Here is a 23,964-nt window from a genome sequence, read left to right as displayed (position 1 = left end):
AAAAAAAAGATTAAATCTTGAGCGCGTCCAGCAGGTCGGTCTCGAGCTGGACCTGGATGCGCGGGTTGTTCAGGGCGGCGCCGTCGATCAGGAATACGTCCTCGACGCGCTCGCCCAGGGTCATGATCTTGGCGGTGTGCAGGTTGATGCGGTAGCGCTGCAGTACGCTGGCGATCGCGTACAGCAGGCCGACGCGGTCGTTGGCGGCGATCGACAGCACGTGGAACTGGCCGCGCTCGTCCGGCCGCACGTCGACGGTCGGCGTGATCGGGAAGCTGCGCGACATGCGCGACAGGCGTCCGCGCGCCAGCGGCGGCAGCGCTTCCTGGCTGAGGAGGAGGGCGCACAGCTCGTGCTCGATCAGGCTGATGATGTCGCGGTAGCTGCCTTCGAAGCCCTCGGCCGTGACCAGGAAGCTGTCCAGCGCATAGCCGTGCCGCGTGGTGTGGATCTTGGCGTCCAGGATGCTGAAGTTCTTGCGGTCGAAGTAGCTGCAGATGCGCGCGAACAGGTCGGGCTGGTCCTTGAGGTAGACCGCCACCTGCAGGCCCTCGCCGATCGGCGCCAGGCGCGCCCGCACCACCGGCTTGGCGCTGTCGACCTTGTCGTGCAGGGCACGGGTCTGCCAGGCGATGTCCGAGGCGTCGTGGCGCAGGAAGTAGGCGACGTCGAGCTGCTGCCACAGCGGCTCGTGGGCGTCGGCCGCCAGGCCGAACAGGCGCAAGGTGGCGAGCGCTTCCTTCTGGCGCGTGCGCAGTTCGCGGTCGGCCGAATGGGGTTCGCCGCCGAGCACGCGCAGGGTGACCTTGTACAGGTCTTCGAGCAGCTTGCCCTTCCAGGCGTTCCATACCTTGGGACTGGTGCCGCGGATGTCGGCCACGGTCAGCAGGTAGAGGGCGGTCAGGTGGCGCTCGTCACGCACCTGGGCCGCGAAGGCGGCGATCACGTCCGGGTCCGATAAATCCTGTTTCTGCGCCACTTGGGACATGGTCAGGTGCTGCTCGACCAGGAACACCACCAGTTCGGTGTCTTCGTCGGAGAGGCCGTGCGCGCGGCAGAACTGGCGGGCGTCGTCCATGCCCAGCTTGGAATGGTCGCCGCCGCGGCCCTTGGCGATGTCGTGGAACAGGGCGGCCACGTACAGCAGCCAGCGGTCGCGAAAATCCGCGCTCAGCTGGCTGCAGAAAGGGTATTCGTGGGCATGCTCGGGCATCGTGAAGCGGCGCAGGTTACGCACCACCATCATGATGTGCTGGTCGACCGTGTAGACGTGGAACAGGTCGTGCTGCATCTGCCCGACGATCTTGCGGAAGGCCGGCAGGTAGCGGCCCAGGATGCCGAATTCGTTCATGCGGCGCAGCGCGTGCACCAGGCCCACGGGCGCCTGCAGGATGCGCAGGAACAGGGCGCGGTTGGCCGGGTCGGCGCGGAACGCCGAGTCGATCCGGGTGCGCGCATGCCACAGGGCGCGCGTGGTGCGCGCCGTCATGCCCTTGATGTCGGGGCGCTCGGTCATGGCCACGAAGATCTCGAGCACGCTCGAGGGCGTGCGCTCGAAGGTGTCGTCGGCCGCGATGTCGATCAGGCCGCCGACCTCGTTGAAGCGCCCGTTGATCGGCACCGCATGCACCGGGTGCGGGAACAGCTGGGCCTCGATGTCCTGCAGCAGGATGGTGTTGAGCTGGGTGACCGTCTTGGCCGCCCAGTAGTAGCGCTGCATCAGGTATTCGCTGGCGCGCCGCGCGTTGGGGCCGTCGCCGCTGGAGTTCAGCCCGAAGGTCTTCGCGATCGCGGTCTGGACGTCGAACACCAGGCGGTCTTCGCGGCGCCTGGTGTGCAGGTGCAGGCGGATGCGGATGTCCTTGAAGGCGCGCTCCTTCTCCATCAGCTGGCGCGCTTCCATGCGCGTGATCAGGCCGCGCGTGGCCAGCTGGCCCCAGGACTCGGCCAGGCCGGCGGCCTTGGCCACCCACAGGATCACCTGCAGGTCGCGCAGGGCGCCCGGGCTCTCCTTGACATTGGGCTCGAGCGCGAAGGCCGTGTATTCGTACTTGGCGTGGCGCAGGCGCATCTCGGCCGTCTTGGCCTGGAAGAAGGCTTGCGGGTCCATCGCTTCGCGGTAGCGCCGCTGCAGTTCGTCGAACAGGGAGGCGTCGCCGCAGACCAGGCGCGCCTCGAGCAGGCTGGTTTGCACCGTGATGTCGGCGCCCGACTCCACCAGGCACTCGTCCACCGTGCGGATGCTGTGGCCGATTTCCAGGCCCAGGTCCCACAGCAATTGGACCAGGGACTCCAGGCGCGCCTGGGTGATGGCGTCGGGCGGGGCCCCCAGCAGGATCAGCAGGTCGACGTCGGAATAGGGGAACAGTTCGCCGCGGCCGTAGCCGCCCACGCCCACCAGCGAGGTGCTGGCCGGCAGGCCGGCCGCGCGCCAGGCGTCGGCCAGCACGCCATCGACGCACTGGCGCAGGTTGCGCAGCAGTTTCTCGGGCTTGCCGTCCTCGTCGAAGGCCTGGAACACGGCCTGCCGTTCGGCCTTGAGCCGCTGGCGCAGTTCGCTGCGCGCGGAATCCAGCTGGGCGGCCTGTCCCATGGCGCTTCCTCAGGCTTCCGCGGTGGCGGCGGCCTGGCCGATCAGCGGCAGCACGATGGCGGGCGGCGGCGGGGTGCCGGCCGACTGGGTCAGGATCTCGAAGCCGGTCTCGGTGACCAGCACCGTGTGCTCCCACTGGGCCGACAGGCTGCGGTCCTTGGTCTTGATGGTCCAGCCGTCCTGCATTTCCTTGATCTCGCGGCGGCCGGCATTGATCATCGGCTCGATGGTGAAGATCATGCCCGCTTCGAGCCTGTCGAGGGTGCCCGGGCGGCCGTAATGCAGCACCTGCGGCTCCTCGTGGAACACGCGGCCGATGCCGTGGCCGCAGAATTCGCGCACCACGCTGTAGCCGTGCTTTTCGGCGTGCTGCTGGATCACGTGGCCGATGTCGCCCAGGTGCGCGCCCGGCCTGACCTTGGCGATGCCCAGCCACATGCATTCATAGGTCACTTCCGACAGGCGGCGCGCCAGGATCGAGGGTTCGCCGATGTAGAACATGCGGCTGTTGTCGCCGTGGAAACCGTCCTTGATGACGGTGACGTCGATGTTCAGCACGTCGCCGTTCTTGAGCACCTTGTCGCCCGGGATGCCGTGGCAGATCACGTCGTTGACCGAGGTGCAGATCGACTTCGGGTAGGGGGTGTAGCCCGGCGGGGCGTAGTTCAGCGGGGCCGGGGTGGTGCCCTGCACGTTGAGCATGTATTCGTGGGCCAGGCGGTCGAGCTCGCCGGTGCTCACGCCCGGCTTGACGAAGGGGGTGAGGTAGTCGAGCACTTCGGCGCCGAGGCGGCCGGCCAGGCGCATGCCTTCGATTTCTTCCGGGGTCTTGATGGAAATGGACATAGATGGAATCGGTTCTTGGAATCGGTCCTGAAAACAGTGAAGCCCGGAAGCATGTCCAGGCGATATCGCTCCATTATAAAGGATGTGGCCCAGCCTCGTGACGGCCCTCCAGGGGCAAGGGAAGGGAAAGGGTGAGCGCACGCTTGAAAAACGGACCAAATCCGGCTAGAATCTCGGGTTGCTCGTATTCGTATCGAGCAATGTTGTAAAAACAGTCCTGTTTTTACCGAATTTACTTGAAATCGCGAGTGTGGCCGCCAAAGGGTGCCGACAAGGTGACTGGCCGCATTCAAGACTTAACCCTGGAGAATTACATGTCCGTTACTATGCGCGAAATGCTGGAAGCCGGTGTTCACTTCGGCCACCAGACCCGTTTCTGGAACCCGAAAATGGCGCCGTTCATCTTCGGTCACCGCAACAAGATCCACATCATCAACCTGGAAAAAACCATGGGGATGTATCAGGAAGCCATGAAGACGGTGAAGCAGATCGCTGCCAACCGCGGCACCATCCTGATGGTGGGCACCAAACGCCAGGCGCGCGACATCATCGCCGCTGAAGCCCAGCGCGCAGGCGTGCCTTACGTCGACCAGCGCTGGCTGGGCGGCATGCTGACCAACTTCAAGACCATCAAGACCTCGATCAAGCGCCTGAAGGACATGGAAGCCGCGATCGAAGACGGTTCGGTCGAGAAGATGTCGAAGAAAGAAGCGCTGATGTTCTCGCGCGAACTGGTCAAGCTGCAGAAGTCGATCGGCGGCATCAAGGACCTGGGCGGCGTGCCTGACGCGATCTTCGTCGTCGACGTCGGCTACCACAAGGGCACCGTGACCGAAGCCGGCAAGCTGGGCATCCCGGTCATCGGCATCGTCGACACCAACCACTCGCCGGAAGGCGTTACCCACATCATCCCGGGTAACGACGACTCGTCGAAGGCCATCACCCTGTATGCACGCGGCGTCGCCGATGCGATCCTGGAAGGCCGCGCCAACGCCACCAACGAAGTCGTTGAGATGGTCAAGGCCGGCGGCGACGACTTCGTCGAAGTTTCCGAGCAGGCATAATTTGACGGCAGGCCGCGCGGCCTGCCTGCAGTAGAAAGGGGGAGCCGTACCACGTGCCCCCCTTTTTTTAAGCAAAAGTTTTAGCAGAAATATATCGCGCGGGTGTCGCTGACATCCGTGCACTGGACCAACATTTAGGAGAATACACATGGCAGCGATTACTGCAGCGATGGTGGGCGAACTGCGCTCCAAGACCGACGCACCGATGATGGAGTGCAAGAAAGCACTGACCGAGGCCGATGGCGACATGGCGCGCGCGGAAGAGATCCTGCGCGTCAAGCTGGGCGGCAAGGCATCGAAGGCAGCCTCGCGCATCACCGCCGAAGGCGTGGTGGCGGCTTACATCGCCGGCAACGTCGGCGCGCTGGTCGAAATCAACAGCGAAACCGACTTCGTCGCCAAGAACGACGACTTCCTGGCCATGGCCAACCTGGCAGCCCGCCTGGTCGCCGAGAAAAACCCGGCCGACGTCGACGCCCTGGCGAAGATCGAACACGAAGGCAAGACCTTCGACGACGTGCGTACGGCACTGATCGGTAAAATCGGCGAGAATATGACCGTGCGCCGCTTCCAGCGCTTCGAAACCACCGGCAAGCTGGCTTCCTACCTGCACGGCTCGCGCATCGGCGTGATGGTCGAGTTCGAAGGCGGCGACGAGCAGGTCGGCAAGGACGTGGCGATGCACATCGCCGCGATGAAGCCGGTCGCTCTGTCGTCGGAGCAAGTGCCTGCTGAACTGATCGAGAAAGAGCGTTCGGTTGCTGAACTGAAAGCCAAGGAAGACGCCGACAAGGCCGTCGCCGAAGGCAAGCAGCCGCAATCGGCCGAGATCGTCGCCAAGCGTATCGACGGTTCGGTGCAGAAGTACCTGAAAGAAGTGTCGCTGCTGAACCAGGCGTTCGTGAAGAACGACAAGCAGTCGATCGAGCAGATGCTGAAGGCCGCCAACACCACCGTGAAGGCATTCACCATGTACGTGGTGGGCGAGGGCATCGAGAAGAAGGTCGACGACTTCGCAGCTGAAGTTGCAGCACAGATGGCTGCTAACAAGCAGTAATGTGAAAGCGGGCCGCAAGGCCCGTTTTTTTAAGGGGGAAGGGTTTGTGTGCGTGGCCGCTGGCGTGAGCTGGCGGCGCGGCGAACTTGGTCCCCCGCCTGCGCGGGGGTGACGGTCTTAAAGCTGACTCGTGGAATGGCGCCTCTGGCCCGCTCCTGCAGCACGTCACCCCCGCGCAGGCGGGGACCCAAGTTTGCATGCAAACCCGCAGCGCAGCACGCGTAGCGCCCCCAGCCATCTGTCGCACCCACAGATGAGACCGCCGCCCACGAAGCGCCGGTCGGAACCGAATTCGAAACATCACATAGGAGCCGCTTCATCATGACAAAACCAGCCTACCAACGAGTCCTTCTGAAACTGTCTGGCGAAGCGCTGATGGGCGACGATGCGTTCGGCATCAACCGCGCGACCATCGACCGCATGGTGGCGGACGTGGCGGAAGTGGCGAAGCTGGGCGTGCAGGTGGCGGTCGTGATCGGCGGCGGCAACATCTTCCGCGGCGTGGCCCCGGGCGCCCAGGGCATGGACCGCGCCACCGCGGACTACATGGGCATGCTGGCCACCGTCATGAACGCCTTGGCCCTGGCCGACGCCATGCGCCATGTCGGCATCACCGCGCGCGTCATGTCCGCCATCAGCATCGAGCAGGTGGTCGAGCCCTACGTGCGCCCGAAGGCGCTGCAGTACCTGGAAGAGGGCAAGGTCGTCGTGTTCGCCGCCGGCACCGGCAACCCCTTCTTCACCACCGATACCGCGGCCGCGCTGCGCGGTTCGGAAATCTCGGCCGAGATCGTCCTCAAGGCAACCAAGGTCGACGGCGTCTACAGCGCCGACCCCAAGAAGGATCCGCACGCCACCCGCTACGAGTCGATTTCCTTCGACGAAGCGATCGCCAAGCACCTGCAGGTGATGGATGCCACGGCATTCGCCCTGTGCCGCGACCAGAAGCTGCCGATCAAGGTGTTCTCCATCGTCAAGCCGGGCGCGCTGAAAGCCGTGATCATGGGCGAAGACGAAGGTACACTGGTACACGTTTGAGTTTTAGTTGAACAACCCGAATCAAGAAGAACAGGAGAGCAGCATGTCCTTAGCTGACGTCAAGAAGAACGCCCAGGATCGCATGACCAAGTCCATCGAGACCCTGAAGGCCAACCTGGCCAAGGTCCGTACCGGCCGCGCCCACGCCGGCATCCTCGATTCCGTCATGGTCGAGTACTACGGTTCGCCGACCCCGCTGTCGCAGGTCGCCAACCTGACCCTGATCGACGCCCGCACCATCGGCGTAACGCCGTTCGAGAAGAAGATGGCCAACACCATCGAGAAGGCGATCCGCGACTCCGACCTGGGCCTGAACCCGTCCGCCCAGGGCGACACCATCCGCGTGCCGACCCCGCCGCTGACCGAAGAGCGCCGCAAGGAAATGGTCAAGCTGACCAAGACCGAGGGCGAAGACGCCAAGATCGCCGTGCGCAACATCCGCCGCGACGCCAACGAGGCGCTCAAGAAGATGGTCAAGGACAAGACCGCGTCGGAAGACGACGAGCGCCGCTCGTCGGACGAGATCCAGAAGCTGACCGACAAGTTCGTGGCCGAGATCGACAAGCTGCTGCAGGAAAAAGAAAAAGACATCATGACCGTGTAAATACGGCGTCATGACGGTTCCAGCGGACCGGCCCCGGCAGCTTGCCGCGGCCGGTCCGTGTCCCTTATGATTGTCAATTTGTCCGACTGGCGATTTGTCATCCGCTGATCGCAGCTCTCTGGACGCAGTTCTCTGGAAGTAATGATGTTCAAAAGTTCGACCACCGCTGTTCCCGATACGCCGTCCGTGCCGCGCCATATCGCCATCATCATGGACGGCAATGGCCGCTGGGCCACCAAGCGCTTCCTGCCGCGCGTCGCAGGCCACGTCAAGGGCGTGGAGGCCGTGCGCGGCGTCGTCGAGCACTGCGTCGAACTCGGCGTCGAGTACCTGACCCTGTTCGCGTTCTCGTCCGAGAACTGGCGCCGTCCGGCCGAGGAAGTCTCGCTGCTGATGCGCCTGTTCGTCACCGCGCTCGAGCGCGAAGTGTCGAAGATGCACGCCAACAATATCCGCCTCAAGGTCGTCGGCGACCTGAGCCGTTTCGACGCCAAGCTGCAGGACATGATCGCCGCCGCCGAGCGCCGCACCGCGAACAACACCCGCCTCACGGTCAGCGTGTGCGCCAACTATGGCGGCCGCTGGGATATCATGCAGGCAACGGGCAAGATGGTGCAGGCCAACCCCGGCGTCACCGAGTTCACCGAGGAGATGCTGGCGCCCCACCTGGCCATGGCCTACGCCCCCGAGCCCGACCTGTTCATCCGTACCGGCGGCGAGGAACGCATTTCGAATTTCCTGCTGTGGCAGCTCGCGTATTCCGAGCTGTACTTCACCCAGACCTTCTGGCCCGATTTCTCGCCCGAAGCGCTGGACGAGGCGATCGCATCCTTCCGGCAGCGCGAGCGCCGCTTCGGCCAGACCGGCGAACAAGTAGCGAAGAAGACCAACTGATGCTGATAACCCGGATCCTCACCGCGCTCGTTTTGCTGGCAGTGCTGCTGCCGGTCCTGTATTCCAATAACTTCACGGCGTTCGCGGTGGTGGCCTCGCTGTTCTTCGGCGCGGCGGTCTGGGAAGCCTTCCGCCTGTTCAACCCGGCCGCCAGCGCCAAGCGCGCGGCCCTGATCGCCCTGTTCTGGACCGCGGCCTTCGCCTACGCCTTCTTCCTGGCGCCCTCGGGCAGTGCGCCGACCTTCTGGTTCGCCATCGGCGTGCTGCTGTGGGCGCTGCGCTTCGCGCCCTCGCTCAAGCTCGGCCTGCCGCCGCTGGCCAGCACCGCCAACACCACGCTCAGCCTGATCTATGCGATCTCGGTAGTGGCCTGCTTCGCGGCCATCGTCACCATGTTCCAGCACTCCGCGCTCTACCTGCTGTCGGTGATGGCCATCGTCTGGGCGGCCGACGTCTTCGCCTACTTCTCGGGCAAGGCCTTCGGCAAGCGCAAGCTGGCGCCGTCGATCTCGCCGGGCAAGTCCTGGGAAGGCGCCATCGGCGGCTGCATCGCCGTGCTGCTCATCGCCACGCTCACCGTGCTGTTCGGCGGCGAGGCTTTCGCCGACACCTTCGCGGTGCGCGTGCAGGCCGGCCTCGGCTGGCTCGGCATGTTCGCCGTACTCATCCTCATCGTCGCGGCCAGCGTGGTCGGCGACCTGTTCGAATCCCAGCTCAAGCGCCGCGCCGGCATGAAGGACAGCAGCAAGCTGCTGCCCGGCCACGGCGGCGTACTGGACCGGATCGACGCGCTCGTCCCGGTCCTGCCTTTGGCTGCCCTGATCGGCGCCTGGCTCTAGAAGGAAGCAAGATCATGCAACGCATTACCATCCTGGGCGCCACGGGCTCCATCGGCGCCTCGACCCTCGACGTCCTCGCGCGCCATCCGGACCGCTACCGCGTCTACGCGCTCAGCGCCCACAGCCGCGTCGAGGAGCTGGCGCAGGCCTGCCGCGTCCACCGTCCGCAGCGCGCCGTGGTCGGCACGCCCGAAGCGGCCGCCCAGCTGGCCGGCCTGGTCGCCGGCCTCGGCATCTCGGTCGAGCACGGCGAACAGGCCCTGTGCGACATCGCCTCCAGCGCGGAGGTCGACGCCGTGATGGCCGCCATCGTCGGCGCCGCCGGCCTGGCGCCCACCCTGGCCGCCGCGCGCGCCGGCAAGAAGGTCCTGCTGGCCAACAAGGAAGCCCTGGTCATGTCGGGTCAGCTGTTCATGGACGCCGTCAAGGAACACAAGGCGACCCTGCTGCCGATCGACAGCGAGCACAATGCGATCTTCCAGTCGCTGCCCCAGCACTACAGCCGCTCGCCCGAAGCGGCCGGCGTCGCCAAGATCCTGCTGACCGCCTCGGGCGGCCCCTTCCTGAACCGCGCCGTCGAGACCCTCGGCGACGTCACTCCAGACGAGGCCTGCAAGCACCCGAACTGGGTCATGGGCCGCAAGATCTCGGTGGACTCCGCCACCATGATGAACAAGGGCCTGGAAGTGATCGAGGCCCACTGGCTGTTCGGCGCCCCCGCCGACCTGATCGAGGTCGTGATCCACCCGCAAAGCGTGATCCATTCGATGGTGTCCTATGTCGACGGTTCGGTGCTGGCCCAGCTGGGCAACCCTGACATGCGCACCCCGATCGCGCATGCGCTGGCCTTCCCGGAGCGGATCGATTCAGGGGTGCCCCAGCTGGACCTGACCAGCATGGCCGCGCTCCAGTTCCACCGGCCGGATTTCGCACGCTTTCCCTGCCTGGCGCTGGCCTTCGACGCCCTGCGTGCGGGCGGCACGTCGCCTGCGCTGCTGAACGCCGCCAACGAAGTGGCGGTGCAGGCCTTCCTCGACCGCGCCATCGGTTTCCGCGACATCGACCGCGTCATCCGCCAAGTGATGGACGAGGTGGAGCACGGCCCGGCGCCCTCGATCGAGGCGGTGCTGGCCCAGGACGCGCGCGCGCGCGCCGCGGCCAACCAGGCCATCGCGCGCCTGCGGGGATAAGCCATGAACCTGCTGGTGACGGTGCTGGCCTTCGTGCTGGCCCTCGGTCCTCTCATCATCATCCATGAGCTGGGCCACTACCTGGTCGCGCGCTGGTGCGGCGTGAAGGTGCTGCGCTTCTCGGTCGGCATGGGCCGCGTGGTCTGGTCGCGCCGCTTCGGCAAGGACCAGACCGAATGGGCGGTGTCGGCGCTGCCGCTGGGCGGCTACGTCAAGATGCTCGACAGCCGCGATCCCGAGACCGCCCCCAAGGACGAGTCGGAATGGGACCGCGAGTTCACGCGCCAGAGCGTGTGGCGCCGCATCGCCATCGTGGCCGCCGGCCCCGTGGCCAACTTCCTGCTCGCGATCGGCCTGATGGCCATCCTCTTCATGCACGGCGTCGAGGAACCCTCGGCGCGCCTGCGCGCCTTGCCCGAGCATTCGGCGGCCTACCAGGCCGGCGTGCGCGGCGGCGATACGGTGGTCGCGGTGAACGGCGCCCCGGTCGCGTCCTGGACCGAACTGCGCTGGCAGGTGCTGCAGGCGGCCATCGAGAAGCACGAGGCGCGCCTCGAGCTGCGCGGGCAGCATGGCGGCGCCTACGGCGCGACCATCCCGCGCGCCGCCGTCGCCAGGCTGGACGTCGAAGGCGACGTGCTCGGCGGATTGGGCCTGGACCTGTGGCGTCCGCAGGCTAGGGTCGACAAGGTGCTGGCCGGCGGGGCAGGGGAGCGCGCCGGCCTCCAGCCGGGCGACGTGGTGCTGCGCGCCGACGGCCAGGCCATGGCCGACGGCATCGCCTTCATCGAGGCGGTGCGCGCCGCGCCCGGCCGCGCGCTGGCGCTGGAAGTCCAGCGCGGGCAGGGCAAGGTGAATCTCAGCCTGACCCCGGAGCGCGACCCCAGTGGCCGCGGCATGATCAAGGTGATGGTGGCCCAGGCGCCCGAGATGGTGACCGTGTCCTCCGGTCCCTTCGAGGCGGTGGCCAAGGGCGCCGCGCGCACCTGGGAAACCAGCGTCATGACGCTCAAGATGATCGGCAAGATGATCACCGGCGAAGCCTCGTGGAAGAACGTGACCGGCCCGATCACCATCGCCGATTATGCGGGGCAGACCGCGCGTATCGGCCTGGTGAGCTATTTGCAGTTCATCGCCTTTATTAGTATCAGCTTAGGAGTAATGAATTTGTTACCAATTCCAGTTCTGGATGGTGGCCATTTACTGTATTATTCGCTGGAAGTTTTGACCGGGCGTCCCCTTCCTGCGCGTGTCGGAGAATTCGCGCAGCGCGCCGGGGTCGGCCTGCTGCTCATGCTGATGGCGCTCGCCGTCTTCAATGACCTGGTGCGGCTGTTCTAGCGATCGCTCCCATGCGCGCTGAATCCACCGGCAAAATAAAGAATGCTGTTACCGCACGGTGTTCGTAGGGTGGGCGGGTTTCCCGCCCACGCGGTGATAGGTATTGGCTGCGCCGTCGTGCTCCACGATCTCGCGGCCAGCCATCACCGCGTGGACGGCGTAGCCGTCCACCCTACGGTCACTGCGCCAAGGAATATGTATTAATGACTGACCCTTTGATCCAGCCAATGAAATCACAACCAGATCGTTTTGCCCTGCCGTTCATCCGTCGCAGCCTGATCGGCGCAGCCGTGCTGGCCATGTGCGCCGGACAAGCGCTGGCCGTCAACCCGTTCGTCGTCAAGGACATCCGGGTCGAAGGCATCCAGCGCACGGAAGCGGGCACCGTGTTCAGCTACCTGCCGGTGCGCGTGGGCGAGACCTTCGACGATGGCAAGGCGACCGCTGCGATCAAGGCCCTGTACGCGACCGGCTTCTTCAAGGATATCCGCCTGGAAGAGGAAAACGGCGTGCTGGTGGTGCTGGTCGAGGAACGTCCCGCCATCTCCACCGTCGATTTCACCGGCACCAAGGAATTCGAAAAGGACATGCTGGTCAAGGCGCTGAAGGAAATCGGCGTCGGCGAAACCAAGATCTTCGACAAGGCCTCGGTCGACCGCGCCGAGCAGGAGCTCAAGCGCCAGTACCTGTCGCACGGCCTGTACGGCGTCAAGATCACCACCACCGTCACCCCGATCGAACGCAACCGCGTGACGATCATGTTCAACGTCGACGAGGGCGACGTCGCCAAGATCAAGGGCATCAACATCGTCGGTAACAAGTCCTTCTCGGACAAGCAGCTGCGCGAACAGCTGCAGCTCTCGACCTCGGGCTGGTTCACCTGGTATTCCAAGGCCGACCAGTACTCCAAGCAGAAGCTGACCGGCGACCTGGAAACCATCAAGTCCTGGTACCTGAACCACGGCTACCTCGAGGCCACGGTCGAATCGACCCAGGTCTCGATCACCCCGGACAAGAAGGACATCTACCTCACCATCAACATCACGGAAGGCGAGAAGTACACCGTCAAGAGCGTGAAGCTGGAAGGCGAGATGTTCGGCCGCGAAGCCGAGCTGGAAAAGCTGATCCTGCTCCAGCCGGGCAAGACCTATTCGGGCGACCTGCAGGAAGCCACCAACAAGCTGATCGCCGACCGCCTCGGCACCTTCGGCTACGCATTCGCCAACGTGACGGCCAACCCGGAGATCGACCGCGACAAGCGCGAAGTCGCCTTCACCTTCTTCGTCGACCCGGGCAAGCGCGCGTACGTGCGCCACATGAACATCTCGGGCAACACCGTGACCCGCGACGAAGTGATCCGCCGCGAATTCCGCCAGTTCGAAAGCTCGTGGTACGACGCCAACCGCGTCAAGCTCTCGCGCGACCGCGTCGACCGTCTCGGCTACTTCAAGGAAGTGAAGGTCGAGACGCCGGAGTCGCCGGGTACCTCGGACCAGGTGGACGTCAACATCGTGGTCGAGGAAAAACCGACCGGCAACTTCATGATCGGCGGCGCGTTCTCCCAAGCCGAGAAGTTCACCTTCACGGCCTCGGTCTCGCAAGCCAACTTCGCCGGCTCGGGCAACACCATCGGCCTGGAACTGAACACCAGCAAGTACAACCGCACGATCGCGTTCTCGCAGACCAACCCGTACTTCACCGACGACGGCATCTCGCGCGCCTTCCAGCTCTACCTGCGCACCTCGCGTCCGCCGGCGCTGAACATCGGTTCCTACACCGTGCGCCAGACCGGCGGCAACATGACCTTCGGCGTGCCGTTCTCCGAATCCGACACCGTCTACTTCGGCGCCGGCCTGGAGCGCACCCAGATCGAGACCGACGAAAGCTCGCCGGTGCTGTACCGCACCTTCGTGGAGCAGAACGGCGGCCCGGTGGGCGGCGTCGGCAAGGCCGTCACCAATGCGATCCCGCTCACGGTCGCCTGGGGCCGCGACACCCGCGACAGCGCGGTGACCCCGACCCGCGGCCGTTTCCAGCGCGCCAACCTCGAGATCGACGCTTTGGGCGACGCCAAGTACTACCGCATGGTCTACGAGCACCAGTGGTACCGTCCGCTCACCCGGTGGATGACCCTGGCCCTGCGCGGCGAGTTCGACTACGGCAAGGGCATCGGCGGCAACAACTACCCGGTCTTCAAGAACTTCTACGCGGGCGGCATCGGTTCGGTACGCGGCTACGAGAGCTCGTCGCTGGGCGTGGTCGACCCGACCTACTATGATGCGATCGGCGGCTCCAAGCGCCTGATCGGCAATGCGGAACTGCAGTTCCCGTTCCCGGGCAGCGGCACCGACCGCAGCCTGCGCTGGTTCACCTTCCTCGACGGCGGCCAGGTGTTCCAGGAAGACGCGAAGATCCGTCCATCGGAATTCCGTTACTCGGCTGGTATCGGCCTGTCCTGGATTTCCCCGGTGGGTCCGCTCAAGTTGAGTTATGCTAAGCCCTTGAACGCCCTGCCGGGCGACCGCCTGGAGCGCTTCCAGTTCCAGATGGGTACCGGTTTCTGACCGGGAGGCGACCTGGCAAGGCTGTACCGAAAAGAGGATTGCGAGAGACTTATGCTGAAAAATCTGATTGCCTCGCTGCCACGCGGCCTCGTGATCGCCGCGCTCTGCGCCGCGCCGCTGGCGCAGGCCCAGGCGCAGGGTCAGGCGCCCTCGGGCCGCATCGGCTTCGTGTTCACCGAACGCCTGATGACGGAATCGAAGATGGCCAAGGCGGCCGACGCCAAGCTGGCCTCGGAATTCTCGAGCCGCCAGAAGGCGGTCGAGGAAGCGGCCGAGCGCTTCAACGCGGCGCGCAAGAAGTTCGAGAACGAGGCCAACAGCCTGAACGAGGGCGAACGCGGCCGCCGTACGCGCGACCTGATCAACCTGGAAGCCGACTGGAAGCGGATGCACAACCTGTTCCAGGAAGACCTCATGCAGCGCAAGAACGAGGAGCGCGCGGCGATCGCGCAGAAGGCCTACAAGCTGCTCGAGCAGGTGGCGGCGGAAGAGAAGCTGGACGCCGTGCTGGCCGAGGCGGCCTGGGTCAATCCGCGCATCGACATCACGGACAAGATCCTGAAGCTGCTCGACGCCTCGAAGTAAAAGACACGTAACACCGATTTAAAGGAAAGACCGAGATGGGCATTCGACTGGGCGATTTGGTCGAGCGCTTCGGCGGGCAACTGGCGGGAGATCCGAACCTCGAGGTTCAGGCGATCGCCCCCCTGGACAGCGCCGGCGCTTCGCACATCAGCTTCCTCAGCAACAGCAAGCTGCGCGCGCTGGCCGCGCAAAGCCAGGCGGCGGCCCTGATCCTGTCGCCGCTGGACGATCCGACCGTGGCCGCCACCTACGAGGGCGCGCGCATCGTCACCACCAACCCCTACGCCTACTTCGCCCGCGCCGCGCAGTACTTCGTCTCGCTGAGCGAAGCGCCGGCGGCGCCGGGCGTGCATCCGAGCGCCGTGGTGGCCGCCGGCGCGGTGGTCGACCCGACCGCCCACGTCGGCGCCAACGTGACGATCGAGGAGGGCGCCGTGATCGGCGCGCACGCCGTGATCGACGCCGGCTGCTACATCGGGCGCGAGGCCGCGGTCGGCGAGGGCACGCATTTCTTCGCCAACGTCACCTTCCACGCGCGCTGCCGCATCGGCAAGCGCGGGATCGTGCATTCGGGCGCCGTGATCGGCACCGACGGCTTCGGCTTCGCCAACGAGGGCGGCGTCTACATCAAGATCCCGCAGACCGGGACGGTGCTGATCGGGGACGACGTCGATATCGGCGCCAATACCTGCATCGACCGCGGCGCCCTGGCCGACACGATCATCGAGGACGGCGTCAAGCTCGACAACCAGATCCAGATCGGCCACAACTGCCACGTCGGCGCGCATACCGCCATGGCGGGCTGCGTCGGCGTGGCCGGCAGCGCCAGGATCGGCAAGCACTGCACCTTCGGCGGCGCCGCCATGGTGCTGGGCCACCTGGAAATCGTGGACAACGTCCATATCTCCTCGGGCAGCATGGTGTCGCGCTCGGTGTTAGAGCCGGGCCAGTACACCGGCTTCTACCCTCTGGCCAAGAACGCCGAATGGGAACGCAGCGCGGCCATCGTGCGCAACCTGGCCTCGATGCGCGAGAAGATCCGTTCGCTTGAAAAAACAATCAAAACACTGACAGAACAACAATGACCACCGAATCCAAAATTCTCGACATCACCCAGATCAAGGAATACCTGCCGCACCGCTACCCGCTGCTGCTGGTCGACCGCGTCGTGGACTACGAACTGGGCAAGACCATCACCGCCATCAAGAACGTGACCGCCAACGAGGAATTCTTCAATGGCCACTTCCCGCACAAGCCGGTGATGCCGGGCGTGCTGATGGTCGAGGCGCTGGCCCAGACCGCCGCGATCCTGTCCTTCATGACCATGGGCGTCAAGCCGGACGAGAACTCGACGGTCTACTTCGTCGGCATCGACGGCGTGCGCTTCAAGCGTCCCGTGGAGCCGGGCGACCAGCTCAAGATGGACGTCGAGATCCTGCGCACCTCGCGCGGCATCTGGAAGTACAAGGCGGTCGCCAGCGTCGACGGCAAGGTCGCGGTCGAGGGGGAACTGATGTGCACCATCCGCGGCGCCGCCGAGGAGCAAATGAGTGCGCGTGGAGCGGCCGCGCAATGACCAAGATCCATCCAAGCGCGATCGTCGATCCGAAGGCCGAGCTGGACAGCTCGGTCGAGGTCGGCCCATATTCGATCATCGGCCCCAACGTGCGCATCGGCGCCGGGACGGTCGTGGGCCCGCACGTGGTCATCGAGGGCCACACGACGGTCGGCAAGGACAACAAGTTCTTCCAGTTCTGCTCCATCGGCGGCGCGCCGCAGGACAAGAAGTGGAAGGGCGAGCCGACCCGCCTGGAAATCGGCGACGGCAACACCATCCGCGAATTCGTCACCATGAACCTGGGCACCACCCAGGACGAAGGCGTGACCCGCCTGGGCGACGACAACTGGATCTCGGCCTACGTGCACCTGGCGCACGACTGCCAGGTCGGCAGCCACACGATCTTCTCGAACAACGCCCAGCTGGCCGGCCACGTGCACGTGGGCGACCACGCCATCCTGTCGGGCTATGCCGGCGTGCACCAGTTCTGCAAGATCGGCGCGCACGCTTTCGTGGGCATGTACACCAGCCTGACCCAGGACGTGCCGCCCTTCGTGCTGGTCTCGGGCAATCCGGCGGGCGCGCGCGGCGTCAACATCGAGGGCCTGAAACGCCGCGGCTTCTCGCGCGAGCAGATCGACGGCATTCGCAGCGCCTACAAGCTGATCTACCGCTCCAACCTGACCCTGGAAGAAGCCAAGGCCGCGCTGCTCGCCGAGGAATCGGCCGCCACCGGCGCAGCGAACGACATCCGCGCCATGCGCGAATTCCTCGGCGCCGCCACCCGTGGCATCGTCCGCTAACTGTTCGCTGGCCCTGGTCGCCGGCGAAGCCTCCGGCGACATGCTGGCGGCGCGCCTGCTGGCCGGCCTGCGTCCGCAGCTGCCGAACGCCCGCTTCCAGGGCATCGGCGGCCCGCGCATGATCGAGCAGGGGATGGTGTCCGACGTGCCGATGGAAACCCTGACGGTGCGCGGCCTGTTCGAAGTCATCCCGCGCTACCGCGAACTGAAACGCATCCAGAACACCCTGCGCGACCGCCTCCTTCGCGATCCGCCCGCCGCCTTCATCGGCGCCGACTACCCCGGCTTCAACCTGGGGCTGGAAGAGCAGCTGCGCGCGGGCGGCATCCCGACCATCCACTTCATCAGCCCGCAGATCTGGGCCTGGCGCGGCGGACGGATCAAGAAGATCCAGCGCGCGGTCTCGCACATGCTGCTGATCTTTCCCTTCGAGGAAGCGATCTACCGCCAGGCCGGCGTGCCGGCCACCTATATCGGCCACCCGCTGGCCGAGATGATCCCGATGAATCCGGACGTGGCGGCGGCGCGCCGCCAACTCGGCATTGCCGAGGATGCGCGCGTGGTCACCATCATGCCCGGCAGCCGCATGGCCGAGCTGAAGTACCTGGCCGAGCCCTTCGCGCGCGCCGCCCGGCTGCTGCATGCGCGCGACCCCCAGCTCGTGTTCGTGGCCCCGATGGCGGGAGAGCGCCAGCGCGCTTATTTCCTCGACATCGTGAACAAGGCCGGCCTGAGCGATGTGCCGGTGCAACTGGTGGACGGCGACTCGCACGCCGCGATTGCGGCCGGGGATGCGGTGCTGGTAGCATCGGGTACCGCGACCCTGGAAGTGGCGCTGTTCAAGAAGCCGATGGTGATCGCCTACAAGGTCATGCGCGCCTCGTGGGAAATCATGCGCCACATGGGCTACCAGCCCTGGATCGGCCTGCCGAATATCCTGGCGCGCGAGTTCGTGGTGCCGGAATACCTGCAGCACGCGGCCACCCCGGAAGCCCTGGCCGACGCCGTCTGGCGCCAGCTCGACGATCCGGCGGGCTGCGAGCGGCTGGCGCGGCGCTTCACCGACATGCACCACAGCCTGCTGCGCAACAGCGCGCAGGAGAGTGCGGAAGCGGTGTTGCGCGTGATCGGGATGCGCTGAGTGGAATGCGCCGAGTAAAAAGCGCTGAGTAGAAAGCGCGAAGTTAACGACGATGAGCAAGAAGAAAGTCAATCTGTATCCCGGCCTGCCGCCGCGGCTGCGTCCCTTTACCGCCGAGGACATCGTCTGCGGCGTGGACGAGGCCGGGCGCGGTCCGCTGGCCGGCCCCGTGTACGCGGCCGCTGTCATCCTCGACCCGCGCCGTCCGATCGAGGGCCTGCGCGACTCCAAGAAGCTGACCGAGGCGCGCCGCGACGAGCTGGCGCCCCAGATCAAGGAGTACGCGCTGGCCTGGGCCATCGCCGAGTGCTCCTGCGACGAGATCGACAGCCTGAATATCCTGCACGCCACCATGCTGGCCATGCGCCGCGCGGTGGAAGCCTTGCAGACCGTGCCGACCATCGCCCTGATCGACGGCAACCGCTGCCCGCCGATGGAGGTACGCGCCCACGCCATCGTCGAAGGCGACGACAAGGTGCACGCGATCTCGGCCGCCTCGATCCTGGCCAAGACCGCGCGCGACGCCGAGCTGGTGCGCCTGCACGCGCTGTATCCGCAGTACGGCTTCGACCAGCACAAGGGCTATTCGACGCCGTTGCACCTGCAGCAGCTGCGCGCCCACGGTCCGTCGCCGGTGCACCGCCGTTCCTTCGCGCCGGTGCGTTCGCTGCTGCAGGCGGACTTCTTCGCCGCGGCAGAGGGCGCGGCCGCATGAAGACCATCACTTCCCGCGACAACGCCTTCTACAAGGACCTGAAACAGCTTGCCACCAGCTCCCAGGCGCGCCGCAAGGCGGGCCAGAGCCTGCTGGACGGCGTCCACCTGTGCCAGACCTGGCTCGACCTGCGGGGCGCGCCGGACCACTGCGTGGTCGCGGAAGGCGCGCTGGCCAATCCGGAAGTGGCCGCCATCGTGGCCCGCTGCGAGGCCCTGCATGCGCCGGTGACGGCCTTGCCGGAAGCGCTGTTCAACGCCGTCAGCCAGGTCGAGCACGGGGTGCACCTGGTGTTCGTGATCGCCACACCGCGTCCCGCCAAGCCGGCCGGGCTGGTGGATGCGAGCGTGCTGCTGGACGGCGTACAGGACCCGGGCAATGTCGGCTCCATCCTGCGCAGCGCGGCGGCCAGCGGCGTCAAGCAGGTGTATTGCAGCCCCGGCACCGCCTTCTGCTGGTCGCCCAAGGTGCTGCGCGCGGCGATGGGCGCCCACTTCGTGCTCGATATCTTCGAGAACGCCGAGCTGGCGCCGCTGGTGCGCGCGGCCCGGGTGCCGGTGCTGGCGACCAGCGGCTATGCCAGCGCCTCGCTGTACACGATGGACCTGAAGCAGCCGGTGGCATGGGTGCTGGGCCACGAAGGGCAGGGCGTCTCGGCGGAACTGCTGGACCTGGCCAGCCACCGGGTGGCGATCCCGCACGCGGGCCAGGTCGAATCGCTGAACGTGGCGGCCTGCGCCGCGGTGTGCTTCTTCGAGGCGCTGCGCCAGAGGCAGGGCTAGTCCCGGAACGCGGGCAGGCATAGACGGCGGCGCGGCCTTCGGGGTAATCTCACACCTGAGCCGAGAGCGTAGAGACTGGAGCAAGGATGGACATCGCGCATTTGCATTTTCTGGTGGCGGAAGCCGACCCGGCGCAGCGCCGCGCGCTGGTGGAGCTGCTCGGCCAGCTGGGCGCCAGCCAGGTCACGGACGTGCCCGACGGGCACATCGCCATGCAGAGCCTGGATCCCGGCCTGGAACCGGGCCCGGGGGCGGTGCAGGTGGCCATCGTCGACCTGGCGCTGCCGGGGATGGACGGCCTGGAGCTGATCCGCAACCTGGGCGCGGCAGGCTCGCCGGTGCGCCTGGTGGTCACCGGCGCCCAGCCGGCCGGCCTGCTGTTCTCGGTCGAGACCCTGGCCCAGGCCTACGGCGTCGACCTGCTGGGCACCATCTCCAAGCCGGTCACCGCCGTCAAGCTCAAGCCCCTGCTCGACAACTACACCCCGCTGCCCAAGCGGGACGCACGCGCCGACAGCCCGCGCTTCTCGTTCCAGGAGATCGGCGTCGGCCTGCAGAAACGCCAGTTCGAGCCCTTCTTCCAGCCCAAGATCGAGCTGGCGACGGGGCAGGTAAAAGGCCTGGAGGCCTTCGCACGCTGGCGCCATCCCGAGCACGGGGTGCTGGGTCCGAACGCCTTCATCGACGCGCTGGTGGAGAGCGGGCGGGTGGACTTCCTGGACTGGAGCATGATCGAGATGTCGGTGCAGCAGTGCCGCGCCTTCCACGACCAGGGCATCCCGATCTCGATCTCGGTGAACATCGCCCCCGAGACCCTGGGCCATCCCGCCTTCATGCGCCAGATCACCGGCTGCCTGGGCCGCCACAAGCTGATGCCCGACTACGTGACCTTCGAGATGAGCGAATCCTCGGCGCTCGACACCGACCCGCATTTCATCGAGCGCCTGGTACGCCTGCGAATGATGGGTTTCGGCCTGGCGATCGACGACTACGGCACCGGCCGCTCCAACCTGCAGCTGCTAGCGCGCATCCCCTTCTCGGAACTCAAGATCGACCGCAGTTTCGTCGACGGCGCCTCGAAACGCCGCCCCCTCGGCACGGTCCTGCGCTCCTGCCTCGGCCTGGCCCACAGCCTGGACCGCATGTCGGTCGCGGTCGGCGTCGAAACCCGCCAGGACTGGGATTTCCTGCAAGGCCTGGGCTGCACCTACGCCCAGGGCTACCACATCGCCAACCCCATGGAAGCCGCCTCCTTCCCCGGCTGGCTCGAAGACTGGCGCCACTTCTTCTAATCCCCTCCAAGTAGGGTCAGAGTCGAATTATTGGGAAATTCCCCAGAATTGCCAAACAATCCGACTCCGACCCCATTTACCCGAGTTCAATGACCCTTCGGAAAAATTAGGGTCAGAGTCGAATTGTTGGGAAATTCCTCAGAGTTGCTAAACAATTCGACTCTGACCCCGATTATCTTGGAGCTGGAATGGGCGCCGGAATCGCCGATTCATTTCGATAGTCAATAATCAGCCGAGCTCGGCCGCATAGAGCCCCGAAATCCTCCGAAAATTAAATAGGGTCAGAGTCGAATTGTTGGGCAATTTCTCAGAATTGCCAAAGAATTCGACTCCGACCCTGCTTGACCATGCGAAAGCTAACCCGGCGGCAACCGGGGTCAGGGTCGAATTGTTTGGCAACTTTGGGGAATTGCCCAACAATTCGACTCTGACCCCAGTGTCAGGTGAGGAGGGGCTCGGGGGAGCGCTGGAGGGCGAGGGCGCGGGTGGCGGCCTCGTGGTCGAGGGGGCGGAAGAAGTAGTAGCCTTGCACGAAGTCGCTGCCCATCTCGCACAGGATGTCGACCTCGGCGTTCGTTTCGACCCCCTCGGCCACCACGTCCAGGCCCAGCGCGCGCGCCAGCATCACCACGACGCCGGCGATCTCGCGCTTGTCGGCATGGCTGTCCATCGCGCTCACGAAGGAACGGTCGATCTTGAGGGTGTCGATCGGCAGGCGGCGCAGGTGGCTCAGCGAGGAGTAGCCGGTGCCGAAGTCGTCCAGGCTCAGGCGCACGCCCAGGGCCTTCAGCTGCTGGAAGACGGCCAGCGCATGCTCGGGATCGGCCATCACCGCGCTCTCGGTCAGCTCCAGCTTGAGGCTGCCGTGCGCGATGCCGCTGTCGGCCAGCACGTGCTTCACCAGGTCGACCAGCTCGCCGTCGGCCAGCTGGATCGCGGACACATTCACGCTCATGCTCAGCGCGGGCGAACCCGCGTCCTGCCAGGCGCGCAGCTGGCGGCAGGCTTGCGCCAGCACCCAGCCGCCGATCTGGCCGATCAGGCCCACTTCCTCGGCCACCGGGATGAACTCGGCCGGCGAGATCGTGCCCAGCACCGGATGGCGCCAGCGCAGCAGGGCTTCGAAACCGCGGATCACGCCGTCCTGCGGCGAGACGATGGGCTGGTACTGCAGATAGAACTGGTTCGCCGGCAGCGCCAGGCGGAGTTCCGCTTCCAGGGTCAGGCGGCGCAGCGCGCCTTCCTGCATGGTCTGGTCGAACATCATCCAGCGCGCGCGCCCGTTCTGCTTGGCGTGGTACATCGCGATGTCGGCGTCGCGCAGCATCACCTGCACGTCGCTGTAGCCGCTCGAGCTCATCGCGATGCCGATGCTGGCGGTGACATACACCTGGTGCTGCCCGACCTGCAGCGGCGTGGCCAGGGCCTTCAGCAGGCGCTCGGCGATGCGGATCGGCGTGGCGGCGTCGCTGACGTGGTCGATCAGGATGGTGAACTCGTCGCCGCCCAGGCGCGACACCACGTGGCGGCCGTCGGCACTCTCGCGCGTCAGCGGGTCGCGCGCCACCATGTCCGTCTCGCGCAGGCAGGCCGTCAGGCGCTGGGCCGTGGCCACGATCACCTGGTCGCCCGCGTGGTGCCCCAGGCCGTCGTTGATCGCCTTGAAGCGGTCCAGGTCGACGAACAGCACCGCGAACTGGTACCCAGGCATGCGCTTCGAGCGCAGCAGGAAGTGCTCGAGCCGGTCGAGGAAGAGCTTGCGGTTGCCCAGCGCCGTCAAAGGGTCGTGCAGCGCGTCGTGCACCAGCCGTTCCTGGGCGCGGCGGCGCTCGATCACGCGGCCCAGCTGGGTGCCCACCTGGGCCATCAGGCGCAGCATGCCGGCTTGCGGCGCCTGGCGTTCCAGCCCGAAGAACTCGAGCACGGCGACCACTTCGGCCCCGATCACCACCGGGAAGGCGAACAGCGAAGCCATGCCGGTCTCCACCAGCACCTGCATGCGCGGCAGCAGTTCCGCCCCAGCGGCCGCATCGACGTCGATCCAGGCCGGCGCCGCCGTCGCCAGCACGGCGCCCGGCAGTCCGACGCCGCTGGTGAAGACGGTCGCCTCGGTCCGGGCGCGCAGCGCGGCGAAGCGTCCGCTGCTCTCGTCGTGCCAGATCGCCGTCGAGTCCAGCGCCGGGCCATGCGCCGTCACCAGCAGCAGGTGGCCCAGCGGCCATCCGGTATAGCGGCACACCGCGGCCAACGCGTGGCGCATCGCGTCCTCGACGCTGGCCGCCTCGTTGGCCGCGGCCGCGATGCTCTCGAGCAGGGCGATCTCCTGCTGGCGCTGGTACAGCTCGCGCAGGCCGCGTTCGGCGATGGCCTCAGCTTCCTGGCGCGCCGCGGTCTCGCGTTTTAGGCGCCGCTGCAGCCGCGCGATCTCGGCGACCGCGTCGTCCTGGGCGCCGCTGGCCGGCAGCGGATTCACTTGGCGAAGCGCACGTGGAACACGCACTTGTCGGCGTGTTCGTGCATGCACTGGGATTGGTGTATCGCGGCGTGCTCGCCGAAGTAGGCGGCCGCGCCCTGCATGAAGCCTTCGGCCAGCGCGCACAGCTTGCGCTGCGAGTTGTAGCCGATCACCAGTTCGTCGCTGCTGCTGGTGTCGAAGTCGAACACCGGCGGCGCGGCGCCCGGATACAGCTTGCGCACTTCCGGATGGATCAGGTTGTTCAGGGTGAGCAGAAAGCTGCGCGCCGAGTCGTGGCCGGCGAAGAAGGCGGGAAAGCGCCGCACCAAAATCGGCATGGCGCTGCGGCCGAACCAGCGCAGCACGTCCTGGGGCGGCAGGTCCAGCGCGGCCGAGGCCACGCCGACCAGGCGGAAGATCTCGGCATCGTCATAGCTGCCGAGCGAGGTGTACGCCCCGTCGAGCCCGGCGTCGTCGAGGAGACGGTCCCAGGTGGCCTCGCCGAGTTCGGTCGACACCGCCTCTTCGAGGAGATTGAAAACGATGCCCTTCATGGCTTGCCCCTGCTTCAATGACGTGCATGGATTTTACACGTAAGGGAAT

21 protein-coding genes are annotated in these 23,964 nt (G+C 66.0%); 17 read left to right on the top strand and 4 right to left on the bottom strand.

The genetic code is table 11. From position 1 onward, the window contains the following. Positions 1 to 10: 10 nt before the first annotated feature. Together KBW98_RS04745 and map are read right to left on the bottom strand one after the other, a co-directional pair. Complete coding sequence (locus KBW98_RS04745; RefSeq protein ID WP_211518986.1) at positions 11 to 2,593, bottom strand: [protein-PII] uridylyltransferase; 2,583 nt, start codon at positions 2,591 to 2,593, stop codon at positions 11 to 13. Positions 2,594 to 2,602: 9 nt separating this feature from the next. Next, positions 2,603 to 3,439 (bottom strand): type I methionyl aminopeptidase, encoded by an 837-nt coding sequence (gene map / locus KBW98_RS04740; protein ID WP_211518985.1) that lies wholly within the window; start codon positions 3,437 to 3,439, stop codon positions 2,603 to 2,605. A 314-nt stretch (positions 3,440 to 3,753) separates the two neighbouring features. On the opposite strand from map, the gene rpsB reads away from it, so the two are divergent. The 17 genes from rpsB (at position 3,754) to KBW98_RS04655 (ending at position 20,906) form a co-directional block, all read left to right on the top strand. Then, entirely contained in the window at positions 3,754 to 4,503 is a 750-nt protein-coding gene (gene rpsB / locus KBW98_RS04735) for a 30S ribosomal protein S2 (RefSeq protein ID WP_211518984.1), read from the top strand. A gap of 148 nt (positions 4,504 to 4,651) precedes the next feature. After that, on the top strand, positions 4,652 to 5,560 hold the full coding sequence (tsf, locus tag KBW98_RS04730; RefSeq protein WP_211518983.1) for a translation elongation factor Ts: 909 nt from the start codon (positions 4,652 to 4,654) through the stop codon (positions 5,558 to 5,560). A 321-nt stretch (positions 5,561 to 5,881) separates the two neighbouring features. After that, the gene (gene pyrH, locus KBW98_RS04725) at positions 5,882 to 6,598 is read left to right on the top strand and encodes a UMP kinase (protein WP_211518982.1); all 717 of its coding nucleotides are present in this window, start codon (positions 5,882 to 5,884) and stop codon (positions 6,596 to 6,598) included. Between the two features lie 43 nt (positions 6,599 to 6,641). Further along, positions 6,642 to 7,202, top strand: a complete 561-nt coding sequence (gene frr, locus KBW98_RS04720) for a ribosome recycling factor (RefSeq protein ID WP_211518981.1) — start codon at positions 6,642 to 6,644, stop codon at positions 7,200 to 7,202. A gap of 141 nt (positions 7,203 to 7,343) precedes the next feature. Continuing rightward, positions 7,344 to 8,096: a polyprenyl diphosphate synthase gene (gene uppS, locus KBW98_RS04715; protein WP_211518980.1), complete on the top strand. Its 753-nt coding sequence runs from the start codon at positions 7,344 to 7,346 to the stop codon at positions 8,094 to 8,096. Then, complete coding sequence (locus tag KBW98_RS04710) at positions 8,096 to 8,935, top strand: phosphatidate cytidylyltransferase (protein WP_211518979.1); 840 nt, start codon at positions 8,096 to 8,098, stop codon at positions 8,933 to 8,935. Before uppS ends, KBW98_RS04710 begins: the two co-directional genes overlap by 1 nt. 14 nt (positions 8,936 to 8,949) lie before the next feature. Continuing rightward, the gene (ispC, locus tag KBW98_RS04705; protein WP_211518978.1) at positions 8,950 to 10,125 is read left to right on the top strand and encodes a 1-deoxy-D-xylulose-5-phosphate reductoisomerase; all 1,176 of its coding nucleotides are present in this window, start codon (positions 8,950 to 8,952) and stop codon (positions 10,123 to 10,125) included. Between the two features lie 3 nt (positions 10,126 to 10,128). After that, positions 10,129 to 11,466, top strand: a complete 1,338-nt coding sequence (gene rseP / locus KBW98_RS04700) for an RIP metalloprotease RseP (protein ID WP_211518977.1) — start codon at positions 10,129 to 10,131, stop codon at positions 11,464 to 11,466. A 227-nt stretch (positions 11,467 to 11,693) separates the two neighbouring features. After that, complete coding sequence (gene bamA / locus KBW98_RS04695; protein ID WP_211518976.1) at positions 11,694 to 14,030, top strand: outer membrane protein assembly factor BamA; 2,337 nt, start codon at positions 11,694 to 11,696, stop codon at positions 14,028 to 14,030. Positions 14,031 to 14,081: 51 nt separating this feature from the next. Then, on the top strand, positions 14,082 to 14,615 hold the full coding sequence (locus KBW98_RS04690; protein WP_211518975.1) for an OmpH family outer membrane protein: 534 nt from the start codon (positions 14,082 to 14,084) through the stop codon (positions 14,613 to 14,615). Between the two features lie 35 nt (positions 14,616 to 14,650). After that, entirely contained in the window at positions 14,651 to 15,700 is a 1,050-nt protein-coding gene (gene lpxD, locus KBW98_RS04685) for a UDP-3-O-(3-hydroxymyristoyl)glucosamine N-acyltransferase (RefSeq protein WP_211518974.1), read from the top strand. Beyond that, the gene (gene fabZ / locus KBW98_RS04680) at positions 15,697 to 16,191 is read left to right on the top strand and encodes a 3-hydroxyacyl-ACP dehydratase FabZ (RefSeq protein ID WP_211518973.1); all 495 of its coding nucleotides are present in this window, start codon (positions 15,697 to 15,699) and stop codon (positions 16,189 to 16,191) included. Before lpxD ends, fabZ begins: the two co-directional genes overlap by 4 nt. Beyond that, the gene (gene lpxA / locus KBW98_RS04675) at positions 16,188 to 16,976 is read left to right on the top strand and encodes an acyl-ACP--UDP-N-acetylglucosamine O-acyltransferase (RefSeq protein ID WP_211518972.1); all 789 of its coding nucleotides are present in this window, start codon (positions 16,188 to 16,190) and stop codon (positions 16,974 to 16,976) included. Before fabZ ends, lpxA begins: the two co-directional genes overlap by 4 nt. Then, complete coding sequence (gene lpxB, locus KBW98_RS04670) at positions 16,960 to 18,117, top strand: lipid-A-disaccharide synthase (RefSeq protein ID WP_211518971.1); 1,158 nt, start codon at positions 16,960 to 16,962, stop codon at positions 18,115 to 18,117. Before lpxA ends, lpxB begins: the two co-directional genes overlap by 17 nt. 52 nt (positions 18,118 to 18,169) lie before the next feature. Beyond that, positions 18,170 to 18,832, top strand: a complete 663-nt coding sequence (rnhB, locus tag KBW98_RS04665) for a ribonuclease HII (protein ID WP_229428987.1) — start codon at positions 18,170 to 18,172, stop codon at positions 18,830 to 18,832. Further along, positions 18,829 to 19,614 (top strand): RNA methyltransferase, encoded by a 786-nt coding sequence (locus KBW98_RS04660; protein WP_211518970.1) that lies wholly within the window; start codon positions 18,829 to 18,831, stop codon positions 19,612 to 19,614. The genes rnhB and KBW98_RS04660 overlap by 4 nt, the downstream gene beginning before the upstream one ends. A gap of 86 nt (positions 19,615 to 19,700) precedes the next feature. Continuing rightward, positions 19,701 to 20,906, top strand: coding sequence for an EAL domain-containing protein (locus tag KBW98_RS04655; RefSeq protein ID WP_211518969.1), 1,206 nt, complete (start codon positions 19,701 to 19,703; stop codon positions 20,904 to 20,906). 439 nt (positions 20,907 to 21,345) lie between these two features. Here KBW98_RS04655 and KBW98_RS04650 read toward each other — a convergent pair whose 3' ends face one another. Both KBW98_RS04650 and KBW98_RS04645 read right to left on the bottom strand, forming a co-directional pair. Next, positions 21,346 to 23,379, bottom strand: coding sequence for an EAL domain-containing protein (locus tag KBW98_RS04650; protein ID WP_211518968.1), 2,034 nt, complete (start codon positions 23,377 to 23,379; stop codon positions 21,346 to 21,348). Next, positions 23,376 to 23,915: a heme NO-binding domain-containing protein gene (locus tag KBW98_RS04645; protein WP_211518967.1), complete on the bottom strand. Its 540-nt coding sequence runs from the start codon at positions 23,913 to 23,915 to the stop codon at positions 23,376 to 23,378. Before KBW98_RS04645 ends, KBW98_RS04650 begins: the two co-directional genes overlap by 4 nt. Positions 23,916 to 23,964 lie beyond the last annotated feature (49 nt).

This window comes from Massilia sp. ST3 (genome assembly GCF_018119405.1).
In the GTDB taxonomy this organism is placed as follows: Bacteria; Pseudomonadota; Gammaproteobacteria; order Burkholderiales; family Burkholderiaceae_D; genus Telluria.
Note: the sequence above shows the minus strand (reverse complement) of the source record. Positions and strands in the feature narration are given on the sequence as shown.

Bases quoted from the DNA above. Each gene is read 5' to 3' on its own strand.
- KBW98_RS04745 (WP_211518986.1), bottom strand. From the start codon at position 2,593: ATGGGACAGGCCGCCCAGCTGGATTCCGCGCGCAGCGAACTGCGCCAG.
- map (WP_211518985.1), bottom strand. From the start codon at position 3,439: ATGTCCATTTCCATCAAGACCCCGGAAGAAATCGAAGGCATGCGCCTG.
- rpsB (WP_211518984.1), top strand. From the start codon at position 3,754: ATGTCCGTTACTATGCGCGAAATGCTGGAAGCCGGTGTTCACTTCGGC.
- tsf (WP_211518983.1), top strand. From the start codon at position 4,652: ATGGCAGCGATTACTGCAGCGATGGTGGGCGAACTGCGCTCCAAGACC.
- pyrH (WP_211518982.1), top strand. From the start codon at position 5,882: ATGACAAAACCAGCCTACCAACGAGTCCTTCTGAAACTGTCTGGCGAA.
- frr (WP_211518981.1), top strand. From the start codon at position 6,642: ATGTCCTTAGCTGACGTCAAGAAGAACGCCCAGGATCGCATGACCAAG.
- uppS (WP_211518980.1), top strand. From the start codon at position 7,344: ATGATGTTCAAAAGTTCGACCACCGCTGTTCCCGATACGCCGTCCGTG.
- KBW98_RS04710 (WP_211518979.1), top strand. From the start codon at position 8,096: ATGCTGATAACCCGGATCCTCACCGCGCTCGTTTTGCTGGCAGTGCTG.
- ispC (WP_211518978.1), top strand. From the start codon at position 8,950: ATGCAACGCATTACCATCCTGGGCGCCACGGGCTCCATCGGCGCCTCG.
- rseP (WP_211518977.1), top strand. From the start codon at position 10,129: ATGAACCTGCTGGTGACGGTGCTGGCCTTCGTGCTGGCCCTCGGTCCT.
- bamA (WP_211518976.1), top strand. From the start codon at position 11,694: ATGAAATCACAACCAGATCGTTTTGCCCTGCCGTTCATCCGTCGCAGC.
- KBW98_RS04690 (WP_211518975.1), top strand. From the start codon at position 14,082: ATGCTGAAAAATCTGATTGCCTCGCTGCCACGCGGCCTCGTGATCGCC.
- lpxD (WP_211518974.1), top strand. From the start codon at position 14,651: ATGGGCATTCGACTGGGCGATTTGGTCGAGCGCTTCGGCGGGCAACTG.
- fabZ (WP_211518973.1), top strand. From the start codon at position 15,697: ATGACCACCGAATCCAAAATTCTCGACATCACCCAGATCAAGGAATAC.
- lpxA (WP_211518972.1), top strand. From the start codon at position 16,188: ATGACCAAGATCCATCCAAGCGCGATCGTCGATCCGAAGGCCGAGCTG.
- rnhB (WP_229428987.1), top strand. From the start codon at position 18,170: ATGAGCAAGAAGAAAGTCAATCTGTATCCCGGCCTGCCGCCGCGGCTG.
- KBW98_RS04660 (WP_211518970.1), top strand. From the start codon at position 18,829: ATGAAGACCATCACTTCCCGCGACAACGCCTTCTACAAGGACCTGAAA.
- KBW98_RS04655 (WP_211518969.1), top strand. From the start codon at position 19,701: ATGGACATCGCGCATTTGCATTTTCTGGTGGCGGAAGCCGACCCGGCG.
- KBW98_RS04645 (WP_211518967.1), bottom strand. From the start codon at position 23,915: ATGAAGGGCATCGTTTTCAATCTCCTCGAAGAGGCGGTGTCGACCGAA.